Genomic DNA, 19,146 nt, shown 5'->3' with positions numbered 1-19,146 from the left:
TATGAAGCTACAAACAAAAATCGTATTCACATCAACCCTGTTAATTTTTATTCTTTTGGTCATCGCGAATAGCTCGATTTATTTTATATTTAAAAAAACGATGACTGATAATGCCGTTATACGGCTTCAAGAAGAAAGTAAAAATATTGCAGAAGGACTGAAGCTTGCAAGTAATCCATCAGTTGATCCAACTACTTTATCAAGAGCATATTTACCTCCTAATGGAATGATACGCGTTCTTCCTACAAAAGGTAAGCCACTGCTTATTGTCATTAAAGATCAAACAAATTTACAGGAGTTGCCCTATTCATACAAGTCATCCGAACAGACAACTGTTGAGAACATAGAAGATCATATATACGCCATTTCACACTCACCGATTATTTGGACAAATGGCGACGTCGTGTCGCTTGAAGTGACGGAACCATTAAGAGATGTTGAGGAATCTTTACGTATTTTAAAAGTCATTTTACTTGTTTCCTCCCTTGTTATTTTAATCCCAACGATCTTGGGAGGACGCGTATTAAGTCAAGTGATCTTACTTCCGATTAAATCACTTATTCAGACAATGGAAGAGATTCAGGAATCACGAACATTCAAAAAAATTAGACGTGATACAAAATCAAATGACGAACTGGATAAAATGGCGAATACATTTAACAATATGATGGATTTATTGGAGGAAAATTATAAAAAACAGGAGCAATTCGTATCAGATGCTTCTCATGAATTAAAAACACCTCTTACCGTTGTAGAAAGTTACGCCAATATGTTAAAACGTTGGGGAATGAAGCGCCCTGATATTTTGGAAGAAGCGATTGAAGCCATTCATTCTGAGGCCATTCGCATGAAGCAGCTAACGGAACAAATGTTACTCCTTGCTAAAGGAGATGAACATTGGGAGATGCATATAGAGGAGGTTGATATAAGTTTAATCTGTAGTGATACGGCGAAGCATCTACAGATTGCCTTCCAGAGAACGATTTCGATTGATATACAAACAAATGATCCGATCATTCATGCAGATGAAAAAAAGGTCAAACAGTTACTCTATATTTTAGTAGATAATGCCATTAAATATAGCGAAAGATCCATTAACATTACGATTTCTCGCAGTACTACTTCCTTATTTATCGCCATAAAGGATTATGGTATTGGAATCCCGAAAGAAGATCTAGCACATGTATATGAACGATTTTTCCGAGTAGATAAAGCGAGGACGAGAGAAACAGGCGGAACAGGATTGGGATTGCCTATCGCAACAAGAATTGTCGCTGCACATAACGGGAAGATTCATATGGATAGTGAAGAAGGAAAAGGTACAACAGTCACAATTGAATTACCACTTTAAATTTTTTAAGGGGATTCTCAGACTTCTCTAAGAATGCTATGCTACACTATGTTTCAATAACATTTGGAGGTGAAAGAATGAAGAAGATCGCGTTGATAATATCCTTCATTCTAATCATTGGTTTAGGTAGCTGGTACGGTGTTAAAGAAGCATTTACTACTCCGAGTTCTATCCTTCCAGAAGAGAATGTCAGTCAGATGATTCAACAGAAATATGGAGGAACAATTGATAATATTAGTGTTTTTCAAGAAAAGGATAAGCTCAATTATTCCGTTAAATTGATAAAAGATCAGATTCCATATCAGGTAATTGTCAATGGACAGACAGGTGAAGTACTTGCAATGGTAAAACAATCGACTGCACAAAAGTCTGCGGAGCAACAAACTGTAGAGCAAAATCCTGCCTCACAAAAACCTGCAACACCAAAAATGAATCAGCAGGCATCAATCGCTAAATCCAATAAAAACAATCAAACAAATGCTTTTTCAAGTAAAACGATTCAATCAATTATTTCAACGGATCAAGCGATAGGGATCGCCTTAGGCAAATTTCAAGGAACGATTGATGAGGTCGAACTAGATGAAGAGGATGGCCAGCTTGTTTACGAAGTTGAAATCAAGCAATCGAAAAAAAAGAAAGCTCAAGTAATAATTAATGCTTACTCTGGGAAAATTGAGTCCATTTCAATTGATACGAATAAGGATAACAGTGATGATGATTAAACGTGTAGCGTTCTGCTACACGTTTTTTTTGCGAGAGAGAAAAATACTCTTTTTAGTTAAACTCATGGTTGTTTTTTATAAAACTTTTTCTTTTCTAAGGGAATTCTAAGATTCTTTTTCATAATCTTTAAACTTGAGACGTTAAGATATAAATAACAAACAAACAGGAGGCTTTAAACGATGAAATTAGCAACAACGATATTAACTGGAGTTTTAGTTGTAGGTGGATTAGGAGTAGGAGCTTATGCAATGGCAGCAAACCAACCGTCAACTGAAAATATTAATAAAGTATCGAAAACAATTAGTATAGATAGTGCAAAAGAGATAGCATTAGGCGTTTCTAAAGGTGGTCAAGTAACGCAGATTCATTTAGATTCAGAACACGGAAAAAAAGAATACGAAGTAGAAATTGTCAATCAGGATACAGAATATGACGTGGATATTGATGCATTGACAGGAAAAGTATTAAAAGTCGAACAAGATGTTCGGGATAAAGCTGATATTGATGACGAAGATATAAGAACACTTCAAAATGTATCGGCAACAATTTCAGAAGAAAGTGCAAGGAAAACAGCGTTACAAAGCGTGAAAGGGACTGTAACTAAAACAGAATTGGATAACGATCACAATCGCTTAGTCTACGAATTTGAACTTATGACAGACAGCGGCAATGAAGCAGAGGTTAAAGTAGATGCAACTACTGGAAAAGTAATAAAAGTTGAAATTGATGAGGATATAAGCGCACTTCAAAACGTATCGCCAACAATTTCAGTAGAAGATGCAAAAAAAACAGCTTTACAAAGCGTGAAAGGGACTGTAACTAAAACAGAATTGGATGGCGATGACCATCGTATAGTTTACGAATTTGAAATAATTACAGACAACAGCCGTAAAGCAGAAGTAAAAGTAGATGCAACTAGTGGACAAATTTTAAAAGTTGAATTTGATGATTAAGTGATCAATGTGTATCCTAAACAAAATCATATAGGGAAATATTAAGGGGCTTCATATGCTCCGAACAAAATGAATGAATGCCATTGGTTTTCTCGAACTATACTAGGAGATATTTGTTGGAGACATCACCTTTCTAAAAGAAATAAGAGGAGGGTATCAATAGAATAGATAAGAATTTATCCAAAAAAGGGTGTCTCAAAGTGGAAAGGCAGACCCTTTTGAGACACCCTCTTTTTTAGAGGAAATGAATTAGTTATTTTAGTAACAGAATTCTTCTTTATTACAATTTAGGGAGAACTTTCTTTGCCCCTAAGAACAACCAAGTAGTGAGAACGAAAGGCATTGTCAGTGCTGGAAGTCCATAAGGTAATAGCCAAGTCGTTACACTTGCTGTAACTGGTACTGTTAAACAAGCTGCGCATATACCTGATATGGATGCAACATGTTTACCGTCTTGTTTAAATACTATCGCTACGGCTAAACTAGTTAAAATGGCATTATAGCCATAAAGACCCATGAAAATCAAGGAATGTTCTCCACCTAGCCAATAGGATGTGAGCAATGCAACGGCATTGCCTAAAATGGCAAAGAGACCAAATTTCCAACCAGCCCAAAATACGGCAAGAAATAATAGGGCACCACAATAGGGATTATCCAGGAAAAAAACTTGTCCAATTCCAGTAAAAGTCCCTTCCAACCAATTTACCTTTCCTGCTGTATTTAGTTCCCAGTGTGCTAAATCTTGAGGCACTAATGCGGTACTTAATTGGATCGCCTCAAACCGATAAGAAACAAGGAGTGTAAACCAAGTCACTATAATAAAAGGGAACGTAAGAATTGGGACACCTGTGTTTCTCATAAAGTGCATCATGGCAGCTGTAAAAATCGCTGCAACAGCAGCGCCAATTAAAACGATAATCCATTGATTGGCTCCTGTTAAAAACAATGTTAGTGCAAGCCCTGTTAGTACTGAATTATAGCCAAATAAACCTTGATTCACACTATCCTCATCAGCCCCTCCCAATTTGCCAATCAGGGTACCAATAATGGAGGATACTAGAGCAATCAACCCCAAATAATACGAATAAATTGTAAGGGATAGTAGAATAATTAATCCAGTTATGACATTCTCAATCAAGATAACTTGAGAAATTCCTTTCAATGATGCCGACAATAACGAAAGGAACTTTCCATTTGTTAATGTAGCATTGCTGTTCTTTTGCATTATACTCACCTCTAGCTAGAATTTTTGAATGTTTTAAATCCACTTGATACTTTTCATAAATGAAAAACCATTATCCTCTGATAACATAATATGTTTCTATTATGTTGAAAAAATATTAATTCAAGAGAGGAATAATGAAAAATAGTACCAACGTACATAAAAACGATAGATAAATCTCATTTTTTTAAATGGATTCTCTAAGCCTTTATCATGATACCAGAAAAATAATCTAGCAGTCTTCAAATTGGGGAATTTTTCAATTTAAAAAAACTTCCATTTTTCTTCGATTCCTTCTTTTTCTTTAATACCTCCTAACCAAGGTCCATAATTTTTTCATATGAATGATCAATAAAAGCACAAGCGTCTACAGAGAACGATGGCTAAGTTAATATAGTATTTGCCCGTTCTTCTCTCTCTGTTTAATGAGCGTCTACTTGTGCGAAATATTAAAAATAAATAAAAAAATATATGAAACTTGATATATATATAAATTATGATATATTAGTTCTACAAGGGAATCAAACATTAATCGACAATAACCGACAAAATAATCAGATAATTTCCGAATGTTTTACTTTTTTTAACGAAAATGTATGGTATTTGGGTTTTTTTTATTACATTTGAAAATATAGTAAAAAAGATGGAAAATCTAAGGGTTTCAACAATGAGAACACAGAATTATCGGACAACATCATTAAGGATGTTCGATTCCCTTTTTTTGCATCAGAACAAAAGTGGGTCTTTATTAAGGGGAGTTTTGCCCTAGGAGGAGTCACTACATAATATCAAGGAGGTTTTACTATGAAATTATTACCACGTGAGATAGACAAGCTCATGATTGTGGTGGCTGGTGATCTTGCTAAGAAACGAAAAGATAGAGGATTAAAATTAAATCATCCGGAATCAGTAGCTCTTATCACGTACGAAGTGTTAGAAGGAGCAAGAGATGGAAAAACGGTTGCTGAATTGATGGAATATGGAGCAACGATTTTGTCACGCGAAGATGTGATGGAAGGCATCCCAGAGATGATTCACGATATTCAAGTAGAAGCGACTTTTCCAGATGGAACAAAATTAGTAACGGTTCATAATCCTATTAGATAAAGTGAAGCCTCCATCCGTGAGGTTTTTTCATCGCCGACTGATGATCAGTTTAACTAGGATAGAATGCGACAGGAGGAATCTTAAAATGATACCAGGACAATACATTTTAAAAGAAGAAGACATTATTATCAATGAAGGTAAATCGTTAAATACACTTTCAGTCATCAACACAGGCGATCGTCCAGTCCAAATTGGATCTCACTTTCATTTTTATGAAGTAAACACGGCCCTTCAATTCAATCGAGAAGAGGCATTTGGCAAACGTTTGAACATTCCAGCAGGTGCAGCGGTTCGTTTTGAACCAGGCGATGAAAAAGAAGTAGAATTGCTTAGTTTTACTGGAGAACAACGCGTTTATGGATTTAACAATAAAGTGGATGGATCTGTTCAAGGAGGGCGCAAGTAATGAGTTACAAAATGTCTAGAAAGCAATATTCACAAATGTACGGTCCAACTACAGGGGACTCTATTCGTTTAGCAGATACAGATATATTGATCCAAATTGAGAAAGATTATACAACATATGGCGAAGAAGTCGTGTTTGGCGGCGGAAAAGTGATTCGTGATGGAATGGGACAACATCCTCTTGCAACTCGCAAAGATGATAACGTTCCAGATGTAGTAATTACAAACGCTGTGATCCTGGACTATACAGGGATTGTTAAAGCAGATATTGCCATCCGTGACGGGAAAATTGCCGGAATCGGGAAAGCGGGAAATCCTTTAGTGCAGGATAATGTGGATATCGTTATTGGTGCTTCCACAGAAATCATTGCTGGAGAAGGTTTAATTGTCACTGCTGGTGGAATTGATACCCATGTCCACTTTATTAATCCTACTCAAATCGAGACAGCCTTAGCTTCTGGACTTACAACGTTAATTGGTGGGGGAACAGGCCCTGCTGCTGGTTCAAAAGCGACAACCGTTACACCAGGAGAATGGAATATACACCGCATGCTCCTTGCAGCAGAAGGTATGCCAATCAATGTTGGATTTAGCGGTAAAGGACAGGCTGCATCTGAAGAGCCACTTATTGAGCAAGTAAAAGCTGGAGCAATCGGCTTAAAAGTGCACGAAGACTGGGGTGCAACAGCATCAGCCCTTGATCATGCATTAAGCGTAGCTGATAAATATGACATTCAAGTAGCCGTCCATGCAGATACACTAAATGAAGGTGGATTCATGGAAACAACAATGGCTGCGATTAAAGATCGAGTGATTCACATGTACCATACGGAAGGTGCAGGTGGTGGACATGCGCCAGATTTACTCAAATCTGCAGGCTATGCGAATGTTCTGCCATCTTCTACGAATCCGACTTTACCTTATACGATTAATACGGTCGACGAGCATTTAGATATGTTAATGGTTTGCCATCATTTAAATCCGTCGATTCCTGAAGATATTGCGTTTGCTGATTCACGGATTAGAAAAGAAACGATTGCAGCAGAAGATATTCTTCATGACATGGGAATCATTAGTATGGTCAGCTCAGATGCACAAGCGATGGGACGAATTGGTGAAGTGGTTCTACGTACTTGGCAAGTAGCAGACAAAATGAAAAAACAACGCGGTATACTAGAAGGCGATAGTGAGTTTTCTGATAACAACCGTGCCAAACGTTATGTGGCTAAATATACGATCAATCCTGCCATTACACACGGAATCTCTGAATATGTTGGTTCAATTGAAGTCGGAAAGATTGCCGATCTAGTTCTTTGGTCACCAGCATTTTTCGGAGTGAAGCCTGAAATGGTCCTGAAAAATGGCTTTGCTGTAGAGAGCTTAATGGGAGATGCGAATGCATCCATTCCAACTCCAGAGCCTGTGATTTATCGTCCGATGTATGCACAAGTTGGAAAAGCATTAGCGAAAAGCTGTATCACATTCATTTCTCAAGCTGCATTTGATGATAAAGTGCATGAGAAACTTGGATTGGAAAAAATGGTTCTACCTGTTCATGGCATTCGAAATCTTACGAAAAAAGATATGAAACATAATTCTGAAACGCCTACGATCACTGTTGACCCACAAACATATGAGGTAACCGTAAACGGTGAACTTATTACTTGTGAACCAGTTGACACTGTACCAATGGGGCAACGATATTTCCTATTCTGAGGTGAAAGCATTGATTATAGAAAAAATTGTGACCAATATTGAACTAATGACAAAAGAAGAATTAGACAAGCGCCATAAAGAAAAGGTCTATCTTGAAAGTGCTCATTTAATGAAACGAATTCAAAGAGTGACAACGGATCATGGCACGGAAATTGGGATTCGTTTAAAAGAACCTCGTGATCTTGTTGCGGGTGATGTTTTATTTATGGATGATAAAAATATGATTGTCATCGATGTCTTATCGGATGACTTAATCATTATTAGCCCACGTTCATTGCAAGAAATGGGAACAATTGCTCATCAACTAGGGAATCGCCATTTACCTGCCCAATTTGAAGAGAATGAGATGCTCGTTCAATACGATTATCTTGTAGAAGAATTGTTACAAGAACTTCAAATTCCTTTCGAACGCGAAGAACGGAAAGTGAAACAGGCATTTCGTCATATTGGACATAGCCATGAATCCTAATATTCTTTCATTATTTCAACTATGCGACTCAAACCTTCCAACCGGTGGCTTTAGTCATTCGTATGGTTTGGAGACTTATGTTCAAGAAGGTCGAGTACATGATCAAGCAACGTTTGCAAATTGGCTTCGTGTCTACTTGAATGAGCAGCTCATCTATTCAGATGGGCTTGCTTCTCATCTCGTATATGAGGCTCTAGAAAATAATGACTTCCAAAAAATATGGAAGTTAGACCGAATGCTGACCGTTCAAAATTTATCGCGTGAAACCAGGGAAGGTACCCAAAGAATGGGTGAACGTATGTTAAATCTTGTGGAAGCTTTATATGATGTGCCTGTACTATCTGAATATAGAAATCGTATCAAGGAGAAGAAATCCTTTGGGCATTCTAGCATTGTCTTTACGATAATCGGCCATCATCTTGGTGTTCCCAAATCAACGACTACTCTTTATTATTTATATTCAGCCATTACAAGCCTGATTCAAAATGCTGTTCGGGCCATTCCGTTAGGACAGACTGCAGGTCAGAAAACAATTCAAGAGTTTCAGAAGGAATTAGTTGAGGCAGCTACAAAAATTCAGAATCTGGATGAAGCGGATTTTGGCATTACTTCACCAGGTTTAGAATTAGCTCAAATGAAACATGAACGTGTTAATATTCGTATTTTTATGTCTTAATTATTGATTAAAGGGAGTGCATTAGAATGGAACCTATTAAAATTGGTGTAGGCGGACCTGTTGGAGCAGGGAAAACGATGTTAGTGGAAAAACTGACTCGACATTTAGATGGTGAAATTAGCATGGCGGTTGTGACAAATGATATCTATACCAAAGAAGATGCTAAATTCTTAATGAATAATGGAGTCCTGCCACAAGATCGTATCATTGGGGTTGAAACAGGCGGATGCCCGCATACAGCGATTCGTGAAGATGCATCGATGAACTTTGCAGCGATTGATGAATTAAAAGAGAAGCATCCAGATGTTGAACTTATTTTTGTTGAAAGTGGCGGCGATAATCTTGCAGCGACGTTCAGCCCTGAACTGGTTGATTTCTCTATTTATATTATTGATGTGGCTCAAGGGGAAAAAATTCCGCGTAAAGGCGGACAAGGTATGATTAAATCTGATTTATTCATCATTAATAAAACTGATTTAGCGCCGTACGTTGGTGCAAGCCTTGATGTTATGGCATCAGACACGAAGGTTAACCGTGGGGATAAACCGTTTGTTTTCACCAATTTAAAAGATAATTCGGGCCTTGACCAAGTGATCGATTGGATTAAGAAGAATGCACTTTTAAAAGGATTGGAATAAATGGAAAACTGGACAGGGACTTTGCGTTTAGATGTGGAAGAACGTCAAGGTAAGACCGTTGCTAAAAATGTGTATTTCCAGGGCGCGTTGAAAGTCATGCGCCCAGTGTACCATGATGAGTCTGGACAAGCCTGTTACTATATTTTAAATCCAGGCGGCGGCTATTTAGACGGTGATCGCTATAACTTGCAATTTACATTGAAAGAGCAAGCCAAACTAACGTTAACCACACAATCAGCTACAAAAGTTTATAAAACACCGAATCAACATGCCTATCAGGAAACAGAATTTATTCTGAAAAAAGGCAGTTATCTAGAATATATTCCTGATCCACTTATCATGTATCGTAATGCTCGATATAAACAAAAAAATGTGATTCGGATGGAGCAAGGTGCTACGCTCATTTATTCAGATATTATTACACCAGGATGGTCACCAGATGGCGAACAATTTAGCTATGATCAGCTTCAATTAATGAATGAAGTCTATATGGATAATGAGTTAGTGATGTATGATCATATTAAATTGAATCCAGCTGTTCAAGATATGAAGGAGATTGGCTTCATGGAAGGATACACACATTTAGGTTCGATGATTGTAATTGGTGAACAAACAAACGCCGAATTACTAGACCGATTGTATCATTCTATGGACCATAACGAACAAGAATACAAACTTGGACTCTCCATGTTATCAGTAAAGGGATTTACCATTCGTGTGCTAGCGAACAAAACGCAAACGATAGAAAGAATATTTACCGAATGCCATCGAATCATTAGTGAAGATTGGTTTAACACCAAACCATCTTTTCTAAGGAAATATTGATTACTAGAACTCGGCAATCAAAAAGGTTGCCGAGTTTTTTAGGTAGATTAAAGGATGTTAAATGGTAGCGTATAACGCCATGTGATTAGTCGTTGGTAAGTTTTGTAGTCACGATTCGTGTATGAACGAAAGAATGTATCGAACGCTCAAATGAACTGCCGGTGTCATAAGTAAATTATTTGGTATATACTATATGTGTAATTTAGAGAATAATGAAGGGGTTTTAAATCTCTGGATCAAACAAAAATAGTTTTAGTTGTGCAACTTTAAGGTTGCTCCTATTTATGAATGGGGGATATGATGAATACTCTTGGATATGCAATACTCAGTGCACTCGGTAGAAAACCATGCTCGGGATATGAATTAGCGCAGTATTTAGATGCGGTATGGCCAGCAAAACATAGTCAAATTTATCCTCGTTTAACAAAACTGGAACAAAACGGGCTTCTTGTCTTTGAAGAAGTTGTTCAAACAGGCAAACCTGATAAAAAAATATTTTCGATCACAGAAAAAGGAAGAGAAACGTTAGAAAAGTGGGTCACGGAATCTCCAGCTGATCCGATCATGCGAGATGAATTTCTTATTAAGGTAAATTCCATTTGGTTATCAGATGAGGAAAATGCGAAAAAATTAATTCAGGATCGAATTTCGAATCTTGAACAAAAAGTTGCTTATCGAGCTGATACAATAACTGAGTTGGAACAAAAGCATCGGGGAGCTACGATGTCTAAGCATTTTGGTCGCTACCTACTCCTTAATCGACGGAACATGATGGACAAAGAGGAGATTTCTTGGTGTCAATGGGCTCTAAATTTAATTGAGAAAACAAATTTTAACATAAGCAAACTTATGTTATGGACGATCAGTGCTGGAAAACTTAATCTAATCATCAAAAAAATGGTTGTAATAAGTGGAATCTGAATTCCTAATGTAGTGCGTGTTCAAGTAGTTTATGCGATCAAATGATGAAAACAAACTACTAAACTTAGGACAGGCTTCACACATTGACAAAGCCATATACCATAATGCCGACTCAATAATCAATAGCAATGCAATTGATTGTGTATTTGGATCTTAGCCAAGCGCTTAATAAAAGCCTTGGCTATTTGTAATGTAGAAATGTTTGGGAACAGAAACGCAGACTAGCTCAAATAACGAACTATGCAATCAAAAGTAAAAAAAATTTTAGACGATGCTACTTTTTTTGTTTTTCCGCTTATAAAGAGTGTGACAACAAAAAAAGGGGCGGAAATAATGGAAAAATTAAATTTTGAAACAATTAAACATCATCAATCTTTCGAGACGATTGAAGAAATGGATCAATCCGTTCGGGGGTTTTTGTATAAGTACAAAGCTGAGTTATCAGAAGGCACTAACAAAGTGTTAACTTTCATTTGGAGACATTCGGTAAAAGTAATTGGTGTAAGTTTTGCTAAATACGATTATATCGCAACAAAAGTTGAGTTAAGTCGAAGAACAGTCATTCGCGCCGTTAACAAGTTAGAGCAATTAGGAATCATTAAAAAAATTCCGACAGTGAAAATGAATGGCAAACAAGGCGTGAACATCATTGTCATCCAAGCTTTTCAACAACTAGATGCTTTGAAAAATAATATGTCACCCCAAGCTGTCACCGTACCTGACACTCCTAATAAAACAGAGAATAAGCAAAGCTCACTCTGTGAGATTAAAACCAAACCTAATAACGTAACCGAACAAGGGAATCAATCACAAAAGGCTGAGGAGTCTATCTCTCAGGAGAAAATAGATCCAAGCATCCAACAAGAGTTAGACGAAAGCTTTTTACCAGAATCGGTTCACAAGGAATTTATCCAAGCAGCTAAGCCCTTTTTCAGTGCATCAGCCATCTATAAACTTTGGAACCGCGTGCTTATTGCCTATAAAAAAATCAATCTCGATTGCCCATTAGAAAATGTGATAGAAGAAGTCGTCAGCGCCTTTAAACAAACGATTTTTGCGAAACAAATTGGGAAAATTCGCACCTCGTTTGAGGGGTATTTCTATGGGGTTCTCTATGCCAAATTGATCGTAGAAAAAAGACGTGAAAACAGATGTCTGCTGCTTGATTTTATAGGAGAAGAATGAGGGAATAGGAATCAATTCTCTATACAATCTGAATATGTTTAATAAGATTCCAACATCATGAACGAAGGGATTCTTTTCTGTGGAAAGCCTCATGTTTTTTTCATTAAAACTCGAAACAACTTATATAATTGTTGTATAATATAAGCTAGTAATAAGGCATAAACATCTAGTAGGATGGTTCGTCAGCAATAGGAAAGCGTAACGAACATCTTATCGTTATTTTGTAAAAATGTTTTAAGCAGTCGCATAGTTCATATGTATAATTTAGTATAGATTCAAAGTAGAAAGAGAGTGGTCATCATGGGCCGTAAATGGAACAATATTAAAGAGAAAAAAGCGTCAAAGGATGCAAATACGAGTCGTATTTATGCAAAGTTTGGGCGTGAAATTTATGTAGTAGCTAAGCAAGGTGAGCCAGATCCAGAATCGAATCAGGCTTTAAAAGTAGTACTTGAGCGTGCCAAAACGTACAATGTGCCAAAAGCGATTATTGATCGTGCCATTGAAAAAGCCAAAGGTGGTTCTGATGAAAATTATGACGAACTTCGTTATGAAGGCTTCGGACCTAATGGTTCTATGGTTATCGTCGACGCACTGACAAATAATGTGAACCGTACTGCATCAGATGTTCGTGCTGCATTTGGTAAAAACGGCGGTAATATGGGGGTCAGTGGATCTGTAGCTTATATGTTTGATGCAACAGCTGTCTTTGGCCTTGAAGGGAAAACAGCAGATGAAGTGCTTGAACTATTAATGGAAGCAGATGTAGATGTACGTGACATTGTAGAAGAAGATGAAGCGGTTATCATTTATGCTGAACCTGATCAGTTTCATGCTGTGCAAGAAGCATTCAAAAATGTTGGCATCACTGAATTCACAGTTGCCGAACTAACGATGCTTGCGCAAAATGACCTAACGCTTGAAGCTGATGCACAAGAGCAATTTGAAAAAATGATTGATGCCTTAGAAGATTTAGAAGACGTTCAGCAAGTCTACCATAATGTAGATTTAGGTGAATGATACATGAAAGCAGACCTTTGTGATACGAAGGTCTGCTTATTTAAATAGCGCTACCCCTTTGCCTTCCCCCGATTTTAGGACATACCTCTAAGCAAGTCTAATAAAAACGCATAATATTGCTAATAATTTCCCAACTAAGAACTGGTTTCTAAATCTAGCCGGAATACAAAACATTTACCATACAAAAGAACGTTTGTTCCTTTATGAGCTAAAAGACTCTGTTTTTTAATTTTCATATTTGTTAAAATAATGGTAACAACAAAGATGCTGCTACGAATTCATCCTATCAGGAGGGGTAATAATGGAGCGAAAAGTACGATTGATTCCGTATCAGGTAGATGCAGTGGTTGAGAAGGTTGCAGAGGTGCCAAAGGGAATTGAGCTTATTCAGGCTCCAAAGCTGTGGGAGAAGTCGAAAGGAAAGGGCATTACGGTTGCAATTCTGGACACAGGTTGTGATGTGGACCACCCAGATTTGCAAGGGCGGATTATTGGCGGACGGAATTTTACGGGCGATGATCATAGCAACCCTGATATTTTCACCGATTATAATGGTCATGGGACGCATGTAGCAGGTACAATTGCGGCTGTTGAAAATGGAGTGGGTGTCGTTGGTGTTGCGCCAGAAGCGAATTTATTAATTTTAAAAGTGCTAGATCATCAAGGTTCTGGTCAGTATGAGTGGATTATTAAAGGGATCAATTATGCAGTGGAGCAGAAAGTGGATATCATTTCAATGAGCCTCGGTGGTCCAGATGATGTACCTGAATTGCAGCAAGCGATTCAAAATGCTATCGCAAAGCAAATCCTCGTTGTTTGTGCAGCAGGAAATGAGGGAGACGGTCTAGATACAACGGATGAATTAGGCTATCCTGGCTGCTATAATGAAGTAATCAGCGTAGGTTCTGTAGATTTGAATCGTCGTTCTTCTGATTTCACGAACTCGAATAAAGAAGTAGACTTAGTGGCACCTGGCGAAGAGATTCTATCCACCTATTTGGATGGGAAATATGCAAAGTTGAGTGGAACATCAATGGCTACGCCTCATATATCAGGTGCACTGGCGTTAATCAAGGAACTTTCGAATAAAAGCTTTGAACGAAATTTGACTGAGCCGGAACTCTATGCACAACTCATCAAGCGGACCGTTCCGTTAGGCCATTCACCAAAGCTTGAAGGAAATGGGTTATTGTATCTAACAGCTGTGGATCATTTAGAGGAAGTCTTTAGTGAAAAATTAACTTCACAAGTGTTGAGTAGCTGATGGGGGAATTAAACTTACTAGCCCATGAGTGGAAAACGATTCAAGCGAATTACCTTAGGAATCTCAAAAATCGACCGTACTATGATGATGGGACAGATAATGAAATGAAGCAAGACTATTATTCTCGAATGATCTTCAATGATCATTTGAAAAAAAATCTAACCATATTGCTTCAAGAAACGCATATAAATAAACTCGGGTATTCCCCACATCGTTTTTTATATCCTTGGGTCGATCTTCAGGAAAATGGTGAGCTGAAAAGCCTCTATTCAGGCAAAGGAATGGATCCGCTCACTGTTATAGAAGAGGATCTTCTCCTTCATGAAAATCGAGAGAAAGGCCGAATTAGTGGATTTTCCGGAAGAAACCTCTTAAATTGTGAGCATGTTATTCCGCAATCTTGGTTTCAAAAAAAAGAACCAATGCGCGGAGATTTACATCATCTATTTGCGTGTGAACCAAGCTGTAATAGCAGTCGCAGCAACTATCCGTTTGATGATTTTCAAGATTATGTACCTGAGGCAAGAGTTTCAGGTGTGAAGGATGGATGCGGAAAATCAGATTCAGGAAAATTCGAGCCTGAATACGGAAAAGGCATTGTCGCTAGGGCTACGTTTTATTTTCTAACTCGTTATCCTAATACGATTCATCAAGAGCTGACGAATCTTACACTTTTAATGGAATGGCATCATCAATTTCCTGTATCACGATACGAAATGCACCGCAATCAAGCTATCCAAGAACTACAGGGGAATCGTAATCCGTTTATTGATTATCCTGAATTGGCGGAGCAGATCCTAAAGTGAAACTTCAAGCAGTGGGGTTTTCTTCATTCCCCACTGCTTTTTGTTATGGAGCATTCATTTTAGTGTATGATAGGCTGTATAGGTTTCTAAATTGTAAATCGAGCAAAAGGGAGGAAGAAAAATGTTAGCTAACTTACAAAAAGGTGAACATGGGTATATTGCTCGATTTGAGCGGCATGAAAAACACTCTGTTGAAAAGGTTTGGTCAATGTTGACGGAAAACGAGAAGTTAGCAACTTGGTTTTCCGAGCTTCGAATTGATGAGCTTCGTAAAGGTGGTATCATTAAGTTCGATATGCAAGATGGCACTTTTGAAGAGCTTACGATAACAGATTTCAAGCTGAATTCAGTATTAGAATTTACGTGGGACAAAGATCTTGTTCGGTTTGAATTGTATCCGGAACAGGATGCTTGTAAATTAGTATTGATTGAAAAAATTGAAACCATCACGGATCACACGCCAAGAGATCTTGCGGGCTGGCATGTTTGTCTGGATGTTATTCAGGCATTACTGGATGGTAGAAAAATAGAACGAGAAGAAGAATGGAAACAGTGGTACGAGAAATATGCGGTAGCTATAAAAGAAGTATCAGTATAAGTGGTCATAATGAATAGTAGATCATACACCTAGCACTGGCCGAGTCTTCGGTTGGTGCTTTTTGTGCGTCAGAATGAAAGTTGGCACGATATGTATTCATTCTGGCTCGCAAATCTCGATTCTGGTGGATAATCTTCGCTAGCTAGTACCGAACACTTATGTTTTTAGTAGGGAGATTGGCGTAGAAGAAGATGTTCGCTATTAAAGATATATGAGCTGCTTTCAAGGGGATGAGCCGGGGCATCCGCTTACTTTGTGGTAAGGTCTAGCTATTTTTTTGAACTCTTCCTAATCTAATTATAGCATTTAAAAAATGGTTAATATAGACTTTTTATTCTCATTTACTACTGCTAAAATCAATAGAACATGAATGGTTAGGGGAGATGTAGAATGAGTTCTTTGGTTCTCGGTTTTCAGGAGATAGAAAAAACGCAGCTTTTGCTCGTTGGCGGAAAAGGGTTAAATTTAGGGGAATTATCAAAAATGGAAGGAATACAAGTACCAGAAGGATTTTGTATTACAACAGTGGGATATCGAAAAGCCATCGAACAAAACGAAACGTATCATTCTTTGTTGGAACGATTAACAATGCTAAATGTAGAAGACCGAGATCAAATTGGTGAAATCAGCAGGAAGATTCGACAAATCATTATGGAAGTAGAAATTCCTTCCGATGTTGCGGGCGCAGTTATTCACTATCTCTCCCAGTTTGGCGATGAACATGCTTATGCAGTACGTTCTAGTGCGACTGCTGAAGATTTGCCACATGCCTCTTTTGCTGGTCAACAAGACACCTATTTAAATATCATCGGCGTCGATGCCATTATGCAGCATATCAGCAAATGTTGGGCTTCCCTATTTACGGATCGCGCGGTGATCTACCGTATGAAAAATGGATTTGACCACAGTCAAATTTATTTATCCGTTATCGTTCAAAGGATGGTTTTCCCACAGGCTTCAGGGATTTTATTTACCGCTGATCCGATTACATCTAACCGAAAGCTGCTATCAATCGATGCCAGTTTTGGACTTGGAGAAGCACTGGTCTCTGGCTTAGTCTCTGCCGATTGTTATAAAGTACAGGAAGAGGAAATCGTCGATAAGATGATAGCAACCAAAAAATTGGCTATCTATGGACGAAAAGAAGGCGGAACAGAGACCCAGCAGATCGATCGCGATCAGCAAAAGACTCAAACACTTACTGAACAACAAATTTTACAACTGGCACGCATTGGAAGACAGGTCGAAGTTTATTTTGGTTGCCCACAAGATATCGAATGGTGTTTGTTTGATGATAAATTTTATATTGTCCAGAGTCGGCCAATCACGACTTTATACCCGATCCCTGAAGTGAATGATCAAGAAAATCACGTCTATGTATCTGTTGGTCATCAACAAATGATGACCGCATCCCTAAAACCACTGGGATTGTCTTTTTACTTGTTAACGACTCCTGCACCCATGCGTAAAGCTGGTGGAAGATTGTTTGTTGATGTCACACATATGCTGGCTTCACCTGGCAGCAGAAAAATGCTAGTAGATGCCATGGGACAACACGATCCGCTCATGAAAGACGCACTTATGACCATAATAGAGCGGGGAGATGTCATAAAATCTTTACCAAATGATAAGCAAGAACAGAGTTCCGGTAAAAGCAATAAAAGTGTGTCGTCTGCGGATTCTAGGGCACAAATCGAAAACGATCCGACAATTGTTTCTGATTTGATTAAGAGCAGTCAAACATCGTTAAAAGAGCTAAAACATAACATCCGAACGAAATCTGGATCGGATTTGTTTGATTTTATTCTGGAAGATATTCAACAATTAAAGAAGATCTTATTTGACCCCAAAAGTTCGGCTGTGATTATGGCGGCACAGGATGCTTCATCATGGGTCAATGAAAAAATGAACGAGTGGTTAGGTGAAAAAAACGCAGCCGACACCCTTTCTCAATCTGTACCAAACAATATTACTTCGGAAATGGGTCTGGCGCTATTGGAGGTCGCAGATGTGATTCGTCCTTATCCAGAAGTAATTGATTATTTACAACATGTAAAAGATGATAACTTTTTGGATGAATTGGTTAAGTTTGATGGCGGACAGGAAACCCAAGACGCAATAATTGCTTATCTCAGCAAATACGGAATGCGATGTACCGGAGAAATCGATATTACTAAAACTCGTTGGAGCGAAAAACCAACTACACTTGTCCCCGTGATTCTTAGTAATATCAAAAACTTTGAGCCCAATGCTAGCAATCGGAAATTTGAGCAAGGGCGACAAGTTGCTTTGAAAAAAGAACAAGAGTTATTAGATCGATTGAAGCAATTACCGGATGGTGACCAAAAATCCAAAGAAACAAAACGAATGATCGACCTAATCCGAAATTTCAGCGGGTTTAGGGAATATCCAAAATACGGCATGGTTAATCGCTACTTCGTTTATAAGCAGGCTCTACTGAAAGAAGCCGAACAACTCGTACAAGAGGGCGTTATCTATGAAAAAGAAGATATATACTATCTCACTTTTGAAGAACTTCACGAAGTCGTACGCACAAATAAACTAGATTTCAGGATCATCAGCAAACGAAAAGACGAGTACAAATTATATGAAAAACTAACTCCCCCACGTGTTATCACGTCTGATGGTGAAATCATTGTAGGTGAGTACAAACGAGAAAATCTCCCAGCCGAAGCTATTGTAGGTCTACCTGTTTCTTCCGGAGTTATAGAGGGACGAGCACGTGTCATCTTAAACATGGAAGATGCTGATCTAGAAGATGGAGATATATTAGTCACCTCCTTTACTGACCCCAGCTGGACACCATTGTTTGTATCCATAAAAGGCCTAGTCACCGAAGTTGGTGGACTGATGACCCATGGAGCAGTTATCGCACGTGAATATGGCTTACCAGCAGTTGTCGGAGTGGAAAGTGCTACTAAATTGGTAAGAGACGGGCAACGAATTCGCGTGCATGGAACAGAAGGGTATATCGAAATATTGTAATTGCTGAATACCTTACAGTATGAAAGATGTTATATTGGAATTCTTATCTTTTGTTATAGAAGGTACGCATTACATGAAACCATACAATTATGTAATTGAGATACCAGTAGTTTAGTAAGGTAGAATGTTTTTTTATTTTCTAAAAAGTTACTCATCATGAGTGTATTAATATATGTAATGATATTTACAAACATCTTTAAAAAACTTTATTGGACTAACAGAGGACTTTTGTAAGCTTGCCACAGTTTAGCTGAAATTGTA

Annotated in this window: 18 protein-coding genes; 17 read left to right on the top strand and 1 reads right to left on the bottom strand. The window is 38.0% G+C overall.

The features are described from left to right. Position 1: 1 nt before the first annotated feature. The 3 genes from AC1MGI_RS01190 to AC1MGI_RS01180 all read left to right on the top strand — a co-directional run bounded on the left by AC1MGI_RS01190 (position 2) and on the right by AC1MGI_RS01180 (position 3,027). Positions 2–1,351, top strand: a complete 1,350-nt coding sequence (locus tag AC1MGI_RS01190) for a sensor histidine kinase (RefSeq protein ID WP_480347930.1) — start codon at positions 2–4, stop codon at positions 1,349–1,351. Between the two features lie 77 nt (positions 1,352–1,428). Next, the gene (locus AC1MGI_RS01185; RefSeq protein WP_480347928.1) at positions 1,429–2,073 is read left to right on the top strand and encodes a PepSY domain-containing protein; all 645 of its coding nucleotides are present in this window, start codon (positions 1,429–1,431) and stop codon (positions 2,071–2,073) included. A 180-nt stretch (positions 2,074–2,253) separates the two neighbouring features. Next, complete coding sequence (locus AC1MGI_RS01180; RefSeq protein ID WP_480347926.1) at positions 2,254–3,027, top strand: PepSY domain-containing protein; 774 nt, start codon at positions 2,254–2,256, stop codon at positions 3,025–3,027. A 280-nt stretch (positions 3,028–3,307) separates the two neighbouring features. Here AC1MGI_RS01180 and AC1MGI_RS01175 read toward each other — a convergent pair whose 3' ends face one another. Further along, complete coding sequence (locus AC1MGI_RS01175) at positions 3,308–4,252, bottom strand: urea transporter (RefSeq protein ID WP_480347924.1); 945 nt, start codon at positions 4,250–4,252, stop codon at positions 3,308–3,310. An 801-nt stretch (positions 4,253–5,053) separates the two neighbouring features. Here AC1MGI_RS01175 and AC1MGI_RS01170 point away from each other — a divergent pair. The 14 genes from AC1MGI_RS01170 to ppsA all read left to right on the top strand — a co-directional run bounded on the left by AC1MGI_RS01170 (position 5,054) and on the right by ppsA (position 18,885). Then, entirely contained in the window at positions 5,054–5,356 is a 303-nt protein-coding gene (locus tag AC1MGI_RS01170; RefSeq protein WP_028392544.1) for an urease subunit gamma, read from the top strand. Positions 5,357–5,441: 85 nt separating this feature from the next. Beyond that, complete coding sequence (gene ureB / locus AC1MGI_RS01165) at positions 5,442–5,762, top strand: urease subunit beta (RefSeq protein WP_480347919.1); 321 nt, start codon at positions 5,442–5,444, stop codon at positions 5,760–5,762. Further along, on the top strand, positions 5,762–7,477 hold the full coding sequence (gene ureC, locus AC1MGI_RS01160) for an urease subunit alpha (RefSeq protein ID WP_480347917.1): 1,716 nt from the start codon (positions 5,762–5,764) through the stop codon (positions 7,475–7,477). Before ureB ends, ureC begins: the two co-directional genes overlap by 1 nt. 10 nt (positions 7,478–7,487) lie before the next feature. After that, complete coding sequence (gene ureE, locus AC1MGI_RS01155) at positions 7,488–7,946, top strand: urease accessory protein UreE (RefSeq protein ID WP_480347915.1); 459 nt, start codon at positions 7,488–7,490, stop codon at positions 7,944–7,946. Continuing rightward, positions 7,936–8,622, top strand: coding sequence for an urease accessory protein UreF (locus AC1MGI_RS01150; RefSeq protein WP_480347913.1), 687 nt, complete (start codon positions 7,936–7,938; stop codon positions 8,620–8,622). The genes ureE and AC1MGI_RS01150 overlap by 11 nt, the downstream gene beginning before the upstream one ends. Before the next feature lie 26 nt (positions 8,623–8,648). Further along, positions 8,649–9,260, top strand: coding sequence for an urease accessory protein UreG (gene ureG, locus AC1MGI_RS01145; RefSeq protein ID WP_403068104.1), 612 nt, complete (start codon positions 8,649–8,651; stop codon positions 9,258–9,260). Beyond that, entirely contained in the window at positions 9,261–10,085 is an 825-nt protein-coding gene (locus AC1MGI_RS01140; RefSeq protein WP_480347911.1) for an urease accessory protein UreD, read from the top strand. 297 nt (positions 10,086–10,382) lie between these two features. Beyond that, a complete protein-coding gene (locus AC1MGI_RS01135; protein ID WP_480347910.1) occupies positions 10,383–11,006 on the top strand; it encodes a PadR family transcriptional regulator in 624 nt (207 codons plus the stop codon). A gap of 333 nt (positions 11,007–11,339) precedes the next feature. After that, entirely contained in the window at positions 11,340–12,191 is an 852-nt protein-coding gene (locus AC1MGI_RS01130) for a helix-turn-helix domain-containing protein (RefSeq protein ID WP_480347909.1), read from the top strand. A gap of 300 nt (positions 12,192–12,491) precedes the next feature. Next, positions 12,492–13,211, top strand: a complete 720-nt coding sequence (locus AC1MGI_RS01125; protein WP_403068120.1) for a YebC/PmpR family DNA-binding transcriptional regulator — start codon at positions 12,492–12,494, stop codon at positions 13,209–13,211. Between the two features lie 301 nt (positions 13,212–13,512). Further along, entirely contained in the window at positions 13,513–14,475 is a 963-nt protein-coding gene (locus AC1MGI_RS01120) for a S8 family peptidase (RefSeq protein WP_480347908.1), read from the top strand. Beyond that, the gene (locus AC1MGI_RS01115) at positions 14,475–15,281 is read left to right on the top strand and encodes an endonuclease I family protein (RefSeq protein WP_480347907.1); all 807 of its coding nucleotides are present in this window, start codon (positions 14,475–14,477) and stop codon (positions 15,279–15,281) included. Before AC1MGI_RS01120 ends, AC1MGI_RS01115 begins: the two co-directional genes overlap by 1 nt. 121 nt (positions 15,282–15,402) lie before the next feature. Beyond that, positions 15,403–15,879, top strand: coding sequence for an SRPBCC family protein (locus AC1MGI_RS01110; RefSeq protein ID WP_480347905.1), 477 nt, complete (start codon positions 15,403–15,405; stop codon positions 15,877–15,879). A 390-nt stretch (positions 15,880–16,269) separates the two neighbouring features. Then, positions 16,270–18,885 carry a phosphoenolpyruvate synthase gene (gene ppsA / locus AC1MGI_RS01105; RefSeq protein ID WP_480347904.1) on the top strand — a complete coding sequence of 872 codons (2,616 nt, stop codon included), beginning with the start codon at positions 16,270–16,272 and terminating at the stop codon, positions 18,883–18,885. Positions 18,886–19,146: the final 261 nt, after the last annotated feature.

This window comes from Peribacillus sp. BM1 (assembly GCF_056679975.1).
The sequence above is the reverse complement of the archived record's forward strand: the minus strand, read 5'-3'. Positions and strand labels throughout refer to the sequence as shown.